The sequence below is a fragment of the Vibrio sp. 10N.286.52.F8 genome (assembly GCF_041468745.1).
In the GTDB taxonomy this organism is placed as follows: Bacteria; Pseudomonadota; Gammaproteobacteria; order Enterobacterales; family Vibrionaceae; genus Vibrio; species Vibrio crassostreae_C.
The window spans coordinates 78,507-89,853 of sequence record NZ_JBFRJF010000018.1 but is presented as its reverse complement, the minus strand read 5'-3'; the positions used below and the strand labels follow the sequence as shown (position 1 = coordinate 89,853).

Genomic DNA, 11,347 nt, shown 5'->3' with positions numbered 1-11,347 from the left:
TGCTTATTATCCATACAAAGCATTTAAGACGGATTCTCAACGCTTGGCAATTTCAGCTTAGGTCGGCTTTAGTGCTAAAAGTGGCAAGGTTTAGGCTTGGGTGGTCGCGTTGTTCACCACTTAATGCGGCTTGATACCGCAATCAATCATCTAACCTTTTCATAGCTTTACGGTAAACATCGCTACGTTCGCGTTTTCCGACTGCTAAGACGGTTACAATGATGACATCGTCTTCAACTTTGTAGACGAGACGGTAGCCCGATTGGCGCAGCTTAATCTTATACATGTTGTCAGCTCCAGAGAGTTTTGAAGCCGGAACATGCGGGTTATCTAAACGCTCGATTAGCTTTTTTTTAAATTGTTGTTGAAGCGTTGAGCCAAGCTTTTTCCACTCTTTGAGTGCACTCTTTTTAAAGTCGAGTTTATAGGTCATCAATATTTACCGAAATACTCTCTTCAGATTCACGCTCTTTCGCAATAGTTAGTAGTTCAAGATCTTCGAGTCTGTCCATCATCATTTCGTACGCTTCGGCTGGTACGCAATAAAATGCTGGCTCATTTCGGTTCAGTACAGCAACAGGTTCACCGTAAGCACTAGTTGCAACTTTCATAGGGTTAGCTTTCAACTCAGTAATGCTTGCAGCAACATCGGCTAAAATTCTAGTGGTCATTTAATAGGTCTCTTAAGTGGTCTTTATTTTGGTCATTTTAGCCTCAATCAAGCGGTATAACAAGTTGCTTAAGAGTGATTCGCAACACGTGGCATTTTTACTATGCGTTGGTTTATGTGTTTAAGGTATTATGCGGAGGCTAAGGTATTGGTTTGCTCACACCTTAGCAAGGCGTAAAGTGTCGATATCTTGGGATAATAGTTCTAGATACCTAATTCAGAATAGCTGCGTAAACCTTAATTTAGAGGCTCTTGAACCATGGTATTACTTATAGTTTGGTTGGCTATTTGGGTTTCTTCAGTCAAGCCACTTGCTTCTGTCGCCCGACGAACATACCGCATTAGAGTACAAAGTAGTTCGAATGGTTGGAAAAGTATTTTGTTTTCTATATTGGCTCACCTTACCTTTGTTCAACTATTTAGCTTTCCTGTAGATAGTTGGTTTTACTGGGTACTTCCAGTACTAAATGTTTTGTTTGTTATGCACATGCTCTTGCTCTTGGATTTGGTTCTAGATCGTTATAGTGTGGTTGATACTTCACGTTTTACCCATCGTTCAATTGCACCTTTTTTGGTGTCATGTAGTGCATTTATTGCAATGCTTTTCTACTCAGCTTATCTCAATGATGCAATACTGAGGGGAGTATGTATTGCTGCTCTCTCAATAGGTTTGACAGGGTTTCTAGTAACTTATAGAAATGTAAAATAGGGTCATACAGCTAACAGAGTATTTTAGGTTGATAAGAATCAACCCAACCAAACAGGGCGCCAATAACGGCGCCCTTTGTGTTAGTTGGACACGCTGTAAGTGTCGTAATTGCGAAGTAAGAAGATTGCGATACAGGCTGCGAGCATTGGCCAAGAGGCGAAGAACAGTAGGTTGTTGAACGGGTCCATGTATTTTCCAAAAGAGGAAAAGGTTGAGCCTGCATGCAAGACCAAAATGGCTCCGTAGGTGTACTTTTTCCACATGCCTACAACGAATGCGCCTAAAAATCCGAGCTGCGCGACACCCAGAGCCATCATCGCATTGTTCGAGATGTCGATGCCGTAAAAGCCAGACAGTACTTTTGTCGCGTGCTCAGGGACAAGGATCTTATCCAAGCCCCAGAATAAGAAGACGATAAAAATGCCGATTCTCAGCAGTAGTAGGCTAGTCGCCAGTTTGGTTTGAAGTGTCTTTTCCATGATATCCCTTGTGATGCATTCAATGATGCGATGATTTAAATGTTCATCAAAGGAGACCCATAGCCTTCGCGTTTTCTTTCGCAGTTTTTCAGTGGCTTATGTAACAGGAAATGTCTGGTTGGTTTGTTCCTCAACGTTATCGGACTCAAAATGCTGCTGCCTGAGTAAGCTGACAGTTAGGTTTATCGGCATCGGCTTATAAAAATAGAAGCCTTGGATATAGTCGACACCGAGCTTAGATAAGATTTTCACTTGGGATTCATACTCGACACCTTCGACGATGACTTGCATGCCTAAGGAGCGTGATAGTTGAAGCATGGACTCTAGCAAAGGGAGACCAAAGCTGGATTCGTCGGATATGTTTTTCACAAACACGCGATCGATTTTGAGAATGCTGAACGGGAACTGTCTTACGAAATCTAACCCTGCGTAGCCTGTACCAAAATCATCAATCGCGACTCTGACGCCCCTGTTCGATAGCTTAGTTAGGTTGTCTCTAATTTTGACCATGTCGGCATCAGAACATTCACCATATTCGGTTACTTCAAAAACCACCTGCTTGAGGATCTCAGGGTGTCTTTTAAAGATGCTGATCACTTTGTTAGAGAAGTTACTGTTAGACACTACGTTGCGGCTGATGTTGACGCTGATGTACTTTGAGTCGAACACATCTTGATTGCTTTTCAACGTCATTAATACTTTGCGCAGCACGAAGTAGGTGAGCTCCTCAATTAAGCCTAAGCTTTCAGCAAGCGGAATGAAAATAGCCGGGGAGACGTTACCTTCAATTGGGTCGTTCCATCGTAATAGTGACTCACAGCCGACGATCTCATTGGTGTTTTGGTTAACGATAGGCTGCATGTGAACATGAAGGTGTTGGTTTTTTAGCGCACTTGAAAGCGAATATTCTAAGCTGCGTTGGCTCTGCTTTTTATGCTTGATGGAAAGGAGAATAATGGTGGTGATTCCGGCCATCAAAAAGCCAAACCATAAATAACTCAACATGAAGTGAAGATAAAACTGATACCCAATGTATGAGGTGATGGTCAATGGGTAGGTGTTTGATTGTATCCGCACCTTGGCGATTGATGAGTCAATATCGGTAGGGTGGATATCTCTTTTGATCACTTCAACTTTGGCCTGTATTCCATGGCTGCTCAGGTTTGTTTCAACAAGGTCATAGATGAAGTGTGGCGGAATCATCAGGCTCACTCCGGCATCTTCTTTGTTCGAGAAAATGAGCATGATGGACTGAACTTGCGTGATAGCCGAGTTGGAATACGACAGGGTCGTTAAATTCGGGTCGTCGTTGAGTCGCTGCCTAATGGTGCTGTATAGGCGAAATGAAACGTCAGCATCGGTGGTTGAACAGTAAAATCGGTTCTGTTTATTGAATACCGCTGCTTCTTTTACCCAATCGGCTTCAAAAACGTTTTGTCGAAGCTGTCTAACGATCGCGTCGCATGACTGTTCAGGTCTAACTTCAGATAAAAAACGGTCGAACCTTGATTGGATCCTTTCTAACCTAGTTTCGACTAACCTTGATGTGTCTTCGGTTAATGTTTGGTAGTGATACGGTGTAAAAGGAATGAGCATTGCCATGGAAAAAAAGAAAGAAATGGCAAAGTAAAATGAAGTCTTGGCAATGTTTTGGTACTTGATATCCATAGTTGGAGAAGCGTTACCGATTTATGTGAGCATTCGATTTAATTTATAAAGTTAACGATTACGTAGCAATATAAATAATTAATATTGTGAATGCAGGCACAAATTATTGATATAAATAATATGTTTTCTAGTTTTACCAGCAAAATCTGAGCGTTATCTCATTTATTTTAGTTGGCGAGGCGTCATTTTTGATGATTTATGCGGATAACAAATGCTTATATCCTGATAAATTTTATTGTTATTTGCTCTGGCTGAATGAGCTGAATGAGCTAAATATTGAGCCACGTTTAAATAAATAAAGTCACGACACGATTCGTTTTGGTGGTGGCAGCATAAAGGATGATTATGACAAAACTGATATCGGCACTCATAGCGCTGTGCTTCTCATTCTCTGCGTTGGCCGACGAAGGTGTTGTTGATTGCGAGAATGCGATGAATACCATCGAGATCAATCACTGTGCGGCAATTGAGTTGGAATCTGCACAAGCGGAACTCGATAAATACCTTGCAGCCAGCTTTGAGCACAATGCTTATGATGCTCAGTTGGTGGCGTCAATTAAGAAAGCTCAGGAGAGCTGGCAGGCGTACATGACAGCACATTGCGATTCTGTTTACACCCAATGGCTTGATGGTTCTATTCGAGGGGTTATGGCGCTTTCCTGTAAGACGACGTTAACCAAGCAGCGCACGCATGAGGTGTGGGCGAATTTCTTAACCTACATGGACAGCACGCCTCCGGTTTTACCAGAGCCTAAAATAGCGCCGTAGGCAGGTTTAAAATACGTACAGGACTGTGCACCTGCTTCAACCTTTGGCGGGCGAATAAGAAAACGATCGGGGATTGCCTTACTCTTTCGTTCTTAGTGCTTAGTCTCCCGCTTGAGCATTACAGCTTGAAGTATTACCTAGCAAGGAATCGATTGTGAGCAATGTCAGTATCACGCTTATTCAGCTTGAAGTTGAATACAAAAACAAACAAAAGAATATGGATTCGGTCTCTGATCTTTTGCAAGCGAAGTCGTCAGTCGGTGATATTACTTTACTGCCTGAGCTGTTCTCGACTGGATATATTTTTAACGAGGCTAAAGAAATTCACGAATTGGCTGAAGACTTCGCCGACAGCAGTACTATTGATTCATTAACTCAGCTTGCAGCGAAGCATCACACCTTGATTGTTGCTGGTATTGCCGAGAAAGATAGCGGCCAATATTACAACAGCGTCGTGGTTGTGGATGCTTCCGGTTTACGACACAAATATAGAAAAATCAGTCAAACCAAATTCGATAAGCAGTATTTCTCGAGAGGGGAGGAACGCCTCTCGTTTGAGCACAAAGGCTTAAAGTTTGGTGTCGCGATTTGCTTTGATATTTGGTTCCCGGAGATCATGAGAGGGTATCAGTCGGTCGACGTTATTCTTCACCCTGCCAACTTCGGTGGGCATCATAGTTTTGCCATTGCTCAAGCGAGAGCCTTGGAGGAAGGGTGTCACATGGTTACTTGTAATCGCGTCGGGCAAGATGTGGTTAATGCGTTTACCGCGACATACTGTGGTGGTAGCCGAGTCTACTCACCCAAAGGGGAGTTAATGACTCAGCTCAACGAAAGGCAATCGGTAGAAACCGTAAGTATTCAAGATCTCTCGATTGCGCCGCAATACAATGGCGTTGATGTTGAAGATGAGATGCAGCAAATCACCACTCTGTTAAACTGTTAAACTGTTAAACTGTTAAACCGTTAAACCGTTAAATCGCTAGAACAGAGACTAGCGCGGTATAAGATCGAAAAACGCAAGGTGATTAAGCCTTGCGTTTTAGCTTGGGAGCGAAGCGTTCTTAAGCTTGATCGTTCATTTGATTCAGATGCTCGACTGAATGGGCGTTTTTCATCCGCTGAGCTTGATGGATATTGACCATAAGGCGATTGAGCAGCTTTTGCAGTCGTTCAATATCCGGCAATTGTTGATTTTTGGCTTCGACTTCTAGTTCCAATGCCTGCTTAGAAAGCATGTTAAGGCCTAAGTTTAGTGACATGCCTTTAATGGAGTGCAAGGTGCGACAAAGTGGCTCTAATTCTTTATCTAAATAGTATTCGATGACACGATCAACCGACTGTTCGAACTCAATAATGGTTGAGTCGATGAGTAAGCTGAACCCTTCCGTGTCGTCTTTCAGTATGTGTATCACTTCTGAGTGGCTGATCTCTTCTTCCGTTAACCTCAGCGTTTCAATAGGCTTACGATGAAGCTCGACAATATTTTCATTCTCACTCGAACCTTCGGCTGCGGTTTGTTTCGGTAATCGACTTGAGAACTGTTGTAGGGCGTCGAAGAAACTCTCTTGCTGCAGAGGCTTGGTCAGAATATGGTCGACACCCGCCTGAATAAAGTTGTCATGCGCCTCACGGAATACATCGGCCGTGTAAGCGAATATCAAGGTATCTAGTTTCAGTTTTTCGCGGATGTGATGCGTTGTTTCGACCCCGTTCATTTCAGGCATATGATTGTCCATCAAGATAAGGTCATATTGAGTAGTTTTAAGGCGTTCAATCGCTAATTTTCCGTTCTCTGCATGATCGACATGATGGCCGAGTTTTTCACAGAAGCCTTGTGCAACAATGGCATTAATACGGTTATCTTCCACCAACAGGATACTTAACGAGTCATAACTGAGAGTTTCTGCATCGACTGTATGGGTAGCGATGTCTTTCGCTTTGCTTTCTTGCCATGTGATAGGCAGGGAGACTTGGAATTTTGTACCAAGCCCAACTGCACTGGTTAATGTGATTTCTCCGTTCATGAGGTTGACTAGGTTCTTGACGATTGCGAGGCCAAGCCCTGTTCCGCCAAACTTCCTTGTTGTGGAAGTGTCGGCTTGTTCGAACGAATTGAATACCTGCTCGTGCTTATCTTTCGGGATACCAACTCCGGTGTCTGTTACCGTGAGAATCAGTTGATTGTTGGGGCGATTGAGGTCAGCTTGAATGGACACATGACCCTCTTTGGTGAATTTGGTCGCATTGCCGCCCAAGTTGAACATGATTTGACGTAGCCTTGCACAGTCTCCGACGAGTTGGATGTTTTTCGGTATGTTATTTTCGATCAACAGGCGAATGCCTTTTTCATCGGCTAAGGGTTTTAGAGCGCTGCATACAGGCTGCATGACTTGAACAAAATTAAAGGGTGCCACATCTAGCTCAAGCTTGTTTTCTTCGACTTTTGAGAAGTCGAGAACGTCGTTGAGTATTGTCATCAAGTGGTGACCAGAATCGAGAATGATGTTGATGTTCTCTTTTGTTTCGGGTTCTTGGGTCTGGCTTGCAATGATTTGAGATATTCCAAGAACGCCGTTCATTGGCGTTCTGATCTCGTGGCTCATGGTAGACAGAAAATCGCCCTTAGCTTTTACTGCGGCTTCAGCTTTGGTTCGTTCGGCGATTAGCTCCCGAGTTTTCGCTTTCATTTCACTGTCATTACTGATCAAATTGTCTGTCATTTTTTGAAAGCTTTGTTTGAGATGAGCGATTTCGTCTTGGGTGTTTATATTCGAACTCAATTCCAGAGTTGCAGCACCTTGATCCAAATGGCCAGCGGCAACTTGGTTAGTGGCCTCAAGTAGGGTGTGTAATCTTCGATTAATACGCTTTGACGCCCACGCAGCAACAAGGAGTGATATGAACACGGAAAACAGTGTTCCGAGGATTAATATGTAGCTGGTTTGATTGGCTGAGTTCTCCGATTTTTCGACCCTGGTAATAATAAGTTGTTGTTCAATTTCAATGAATTGAGCAATCTCTTGGCGAATCTCATCAATCAATTTTTTTCCGGTTTGCTGCTGAGTGAGGTCGATGACACTTTGTATTTCAGCTTCGCCTTTATTGAACAGGCTGCGTTGATGGATCTCTTTCTCTCCAGACTGTTTCAGCCATGTTTTATGAATATCATCGATTCTATATAGGCGTTCTACTTGAGGTGGGTTATCACTCACTTGATTCGCAAGGGTTTGGAGTTTTTGAGGCCATACATCAAGAGCTAAATGGTAGGGTTCTAAAAAAACAGGATCACCCGTGATCAAGTAACCACGTTCAGCCGTTTCTATGTCGACTGTTAAGCTGAGAAGTTCTTGAGCCCGAGCGATGGCTTTATGTGTGTGTACAACCCAATTATTGTCTTTTACAACCGTTCGGGTGTTTTCATGGACAGAAAAAGCCACGATAAGCATCAAAGCGATAGGAATCAAAAAGCTGACTAATAGCTTTTTCTGTAGGGATATATTGTCAAACCAACCCGCGATCATAAAACAGCGCTCTCCATGTCGTTGTTATTCACTGTTAGTGTAGATGATAATCAGTCGTTAAGTGCGCAAATAGTTGCTGAGTGCGTAAATACATATTTTAGCGTGTAAGTTTCGTATATTAACGGCATTTTAGGGGCGATTAAGCGGCGTTATTATGTTTCAAAGACAAAAAAGCTAGCCCGAATAAGCTAGCTTTCAACTGTATCATGGGCGGGTTGAGCCCTAAATCGCTTTTACGCTGCTTCGCTCTACAAGAGTCGGTTCTAGTTCAACGACTTGCGGGTAGGCGTCTGGCGTTTGTAGTCGGCTTAACAGGGTATCGACCGCCGCTTTACCTAAACGGTGCTTTGGCTGGTGGATTGTGGTTAAAGCGGGTGTCATGTACTTAGATAAGTGGATGTCATCGTAGCCAATGATAGACAGGTCATTTGGAATCAATGTGCCATCTTGAGCTGCCGCATGAATCACACCCATCGCCATCATGTCGTTACTAACGAACAAGGCCGAAGGCATTTGACCACGAGCTTTCAATGTTTGGTAAGAATCAAAGCCACCATCGCATTCGAAGTTTGATTCAACAATCCACTTAGGGTTGATCTCTAAATTCGCTTCTTCCATTGCTTGTTTATAGCCTTGATAACGAGAAGAAGCTTGGTTGCGATGCAGTGGGCCAGTAATACAGCCAATATCCGAGTGACCATTATCGATCAGGTGTTTGGTTGCCATGTAGCCACCTTGATGCGAATTGTCTTGGATCTTATCACTTGCGAACAGCATTGGGCCCCAGTCCATGACTACAACAGGCAGTTCTGGGTAGCGCTCGAATACATCGATATGTTGACCTTCAAGCGTTGAACACATCAGCATCAAGCCATCGACACGCTTTTGTAGCAAGGTATCGATAGAGGATTTCATGCGTTCGCTATCGCCTTCTGTATTACACAAGATAAGGTTGTAGCCTTTCTCATAACAACGACGTTCAACACCCTTCACTACTTCACCAAAGAATGGGTTGGTAGAGGTGGTCACTAGCATTCCCAAGGTTTTGGTTTGCTTCATTTTCAAGCTGCGAGCCAATGCAGAAGGCGCATAGTTGAGTTCTTTAGCCGCACTGTTAACACGCTCAGCAATCTCTTCACTGACAAAGCGTGATTTGTTGATCACGTGGCTCACGGTAGAAGTCGAAACCTTTGCGAGCCGTGCGATGTCTTTCATTGTTGCCATAAAAAATCCTTGTGGGAATAACCTTCCACGTTGGCGATATTCTGCCTGAAAACAGGGGCTTATGCTTATTATTTGTTGTTACCGAATTTGAAGGCTAACATCCGTTAACCACGGTTTAGCTCAGAAGTTAGGCCTTCAAATAGGTATCAAACTAAGCAGACAGTTGCTCTGCCAAAAACGCATCGGTTTCAGCACGGCTTGGAATCGACGTTTGAGCACCAAAGCGTGTCACAGAGATAGCAGCTGCAGCATGAGCAAATTTAATCGCACGCTCAAGTGGCATATCTTCAAGCAAGCCTGTCACCAACGCGCCGTTAAAGGTGTCACCTGCGGCAGTTGTATCTGTTGCTTCAACACGGAAACCTGCGATTAATTCACCTTCGCTGGCTTCATTGCCTTGACCGCGATGACTCACCCACACGCCTTTCGCGCCTAGCGTGATCATTACCGTTTCTATGCCTTTAGCATGCAGAGCCAATGCAGCCTGATGAGCAGACGCGTTGTCCGTCACGGTAATGCCTGTCAGCACTTCTGCTTCAGTTTCGTTCGGTGTAATCACGTCAACACAAGCAAGCAGTGAATCCGATAATGGACGAGCAGGAGCCGGGTTTAGAATGACTTGCGTGCCACTCTCTTTTGCTACTTTCGCAGCGTATTCAATGCCTTCAATTGGCGTTTCAAGCTGAGTCAGCAAGTATTCAGCGCCGCGAATCTTCTCTAGATGCGGCTCGATTTGATCGCAAGTCAGCTTGTCGTTCGCTTCCGCAGAAAGACAGATGCTGTTTTCACCCGTTGCGGATACTTGGATCATCGCGATGCCAGTTGGCGTGTTGTCTGCCACGATAACACCGTCGATGTTGATGCCGTCTTTAGCGAAGTCTTGACGAATGTTGATGCCGAATGGGTCGTCACCGACACAGGCGATGAAGCCGATATCTGCGTTTAATCGCGCAGCAGCGACTGCTTGGTTTGCGCCTTTACCGCCAGGGATGACCTGATAGTTACCGCCAATCAAGGTTTCACCCGGACGAGGGAACGAAGGAACTTGCAGTACGTGGTCAGCGTTAACGCTACCTAAAACAATCAGTTGAGTCATGATACGAGCCTTATGATATATCGTATTTGAAAATGCATGGGTCTTTCTCATGGTGTTAAGTGCGCTCTCTTTTGTGAGCGGAATGAGAAACAGCGATGCACTGTCGGGGTTTGCTTTTGTTTGAGTCAGCGAGCCAATCAAAGCAGGGAGATAGGGAACTCCCTGCTTTATATCGCGTTACCTAGTAACGATTACTTAGCGATGATTTTTAGAGGTACTGGTACGTACTCGTCTACTGTTTCGCCTTTCAGTACTTTGTCTGCCATTTCGATACCTAGAGAACCGATTAGGTCAGGTTGTTGTGCAACTGTAGCACCAAGTAGACCACGGTTAACTGCTGCGATGCCGTCGTCTGTGCCATCAAAGCCAACAATCATTACTTCTTTACCTGAAGCTTGAACGGCGCGAAGTGCACCTAGTGCCATTTCATCGTTCTGCGCGAATACTGCTTGTACATCTGGGTTAGCTGCAAGCAAGTTTTCCATTACGTTCAGACCTTTAGTACGGTCGAAATCAGCAGGTTGGCTTGCAAGAAGCTCAAGGTCGCTGCCGTTTACTGCATTCATGAAGCCTTCACCACGTTCACGAGCTGCAGAAGTACCAGCAATACCTTCAAGTTGGATTACTTTCGCTTTTTCGCCCACTTTTTCCATGATGAAGTGACCTGCCATTTCACCACCGATTACGTTATCAGAAGCGATGTGGCTTACTACGTCACCACGGCTTGCACCACGGTCTAGTGTTAGTACTGGGATGTTTGAACGGTTAGCCATGCGAATTGCGTTAGACACGGCGTCTGAATCTGTTGGGTTGATCAGGATTGCCTTAACACCACGAATGGTTAGATCTTCAATGTTCGACAGCTCTTTGCTTGGGTCGTTTTGAGAATCCAGAACGATAAGCTTGTAGCCTAGCTCTTCAGCTTTCGCTTCTGCGCCATCTTTCATGGTTACAAAGAATGGGTTGTTCAATGTAGACAGAACGATTGCCATTGTATCTTGCGCCTGTGCTGACACAGATACCGTTGTAGAAAGAAGAGCAGCAGAAATAAGAGTCGCTAATTTTTTCATGGTGTAAGTCCTTTGTGTAGGGTGAGTTAGGAGGTGAGTCCTAACTCGTAGTTACATTATTTATAGATTCTAATATTTTAAGGTAAAACAAACTGTTACTTTTATTAAACTAGAGTGTTACTTGTATTAACCTAGAGTG

The 11,347-nt window shown here is 44.1% G+C and carries 10 protein-coding genes; 2 read left to right on the top strand and 8 right to left on the bottom strand.

Going from position 1 to position 11,347, the window contains the following annotated elements:
* Positions 1-142: 142 nt before the first annotated feature.
* The 4 genes from AB4133_RS10820 to AB4133_RS10805 all read right to left on the bottom strand — a co-directional run bounded on the left by AB4133_RS10820 (position 143) and on the right by AB4133_RS10805 (position 3,526).
* Entirely contained in the window at positions 143-433 is a 291-nt protein-coding gene (locus AB4133_RS10820; protein WP_005377002.1) for a type II toxin-antitoxin system RelE/ParE family toxin, read from the bottom strand.
* Positions 423-671 (bottom strand): type II toxin-antitoxin system Phd/YefM family antitoxin, encoded by a 249-nt coding sequence (locus AB4133_RS10815; protein ID WP_004730320.1) that lies wholly within the window; start codon positions 669-671, stop codon positions 423-425. The genes AB4133_RS10820 and AB4133_RS10815 overlap by 11 nt, the downstream gene beginning before the upstream one ends.
* Positions 672-1,459: 788 nt before the next feature.
* Positions 1,460-1,858, bottom strand: coding sequence for a hypothetical protein (locus AB4133_RS10810; protein WP_017064752.1), 399 nt, complete (start codon positions 1,856-1,858; stop codon positions 1,460-1,462).
* 96 nt (positions 1,859-1,954) lie between these two features.
* The gene (locus AB4133_RS10805; RefSeq protein ID WP_372224426.1) at positions 1,955-3,526 is read right to left on the bottom strand and encodes an EAL domain-containing protein; all 1,572 of its coding nucleotides are present in this window, start codon (positions 3,524-3,526) and stop codon (positions 1,955-1,957) included.
* A gap of 345 nt (positions 3,527-3,871) precedes the next feature.
* Between AB4133_RS10805 and AB4133_RS10800 the strand changes: the two genes are divergently transcribed.
* Positions 3,872-4,294 carry a lysozyme inhibitor LprI family protein gene (locus tag AB4133_RS10800; RefSeq protein WP_372224425.1) on the top strand — a complete coding sequence of 141 codons (423 nt, stop codon included), beginning with the start codon at positions 3,872-3,874 and terminating at the stop codon, positions 4,292-4,294.
* Positions 4,295-4,448: 154 nt separating this feature from the next.
* Complete coding sequence (locus AB4133_RS10795; protein WP_372224423.1) at positions 4,449-5,240, top strand: carbon-nitrogen hydrolase family protein; 792 nt, start codon at positions 4,449-4,451, stop codon at positions 5,238-5,240.
* A gap of 118 nt (positions 5,241-5,358) precedes the next feature.
* Here AB4133_RS10795 and AB4133_RS10790 read toward each other — a convergent pair whose 3' ends face one another.
* The 4 genes from AB4133_RS10790 to rbsB form a co-directional block, all read right to left on the bottom strand.
* On the bottom strand, positions 5,359-7,818 hold the full coding sequence (locus AB4133_RS10790) for a CHASE3 domain-containing protein (RefSeq protein ID WP_372224421.1): 2,460 nt from the start codon (positions 7,816-7,818) through the stop codon (positions 5,359-5,361).
* A gap of 222 nt (positions 7,819-8,040) precedes the next feature.
* Entirely contained in the window at positions 8,041-9,042 is a 1,002-nt protein-coding gene (locus AB4133_RS10785) for a substrate-binding domain-containing protein (protein ID WP_136975001.1), read from the bottom strand.
* 151 nt (positions 9,043-9,193) lie between these two features.
* Positions 9,194-10,138, bottom strand: a complete 945-nt coding sequence (rbsK, locus tag AB4133_RS10780) for a ribokinase (RefSeq protein ID WP_017060857.1) — start codon at positions 10,136-10,138, stop codon at positions 9,194-9,196.
* Between the two features lie 191 nt (positions 10,139-10,329).
* The gene (rbsB, locus tag AB4133_RS10775; RefSeq protein ID WP_017060856.1) at positions 10,330-11,208 is read right to left on the bottom strand and encodes a ribose ABC transporter substrate-binding protein RbsB; all 879 of its coding nucleotides are present in this window, start codon (positions 11,206-11,208) and stop codon (positions 10,330-10,332) included.
* Positions 11,209-11,347: the final 139 nt, after the last annotated feature.

Bases quoted from the DNA above. Each gene is read 5' to 3' on its own strand.
- AB4133_RS10820 (WP_005377002.1), bottom strand. From the start codon at position 433: ATGACCTATAAACTCGACTTTAAAAAGAGTGCACTCAAAGAGTGGAAA.
- AB4133_RS10815 (WP_004730320.1), bottom strand. From the start codon at position 671: ATGACCACTAGAATTTTAGCCGATGTTGCTGCAAGCATTACTGAGTTG.
- AB4133_RS10800 (WP_372224425.1), top strand. From the start codon at position 3,872: ATGACAAAACTGATATCGGCACTCATAGCGCTGTGCTTCTCATTCTCT.
- AB4133_RS10805 (WP_372224426.1), bottom strand. From the start codon at position 3,526: ATGGATATCAAGTACCAAAACATTGCCAAGACTTCATTTTACTTTGCC.
- AB4133_RS10810 (WP_017064752.1), bottom strand. From the start codon at position 1,858: ATGGAAAAGACACTTCAAACCAAACTGGCGACTAGCCTACTACTGCTG.
- AB4133_RS10785 (WP_136975001.1), bottom strand. From the start codon at position 9,042: ATGGCAACAATGAAAGACATCGCACGGCTCGCAAAGGTTTCGACTTCT.
- rbsB (WP_017060856.1), bottom strand. From the start codon at position 11,208: ATGAAAAAATTAGCGACTCTTATTTCTGCTGCTCTTCTTTCTACAACG.
- AB4133_RS10790 (WP_372224421.1), bottom strand. From the start codon at position 7,818: ATGATCGCGGGTTGGTTTGACAATATATCCCTACAGAAAAAGCTATTA.
- rbsK (WP_017060857.1), bottom strand. From the start codon at position 10,138: ATGACTCAACTGATTGTTTTAGGTAGCGTTAACGCTGACCACGTACTG.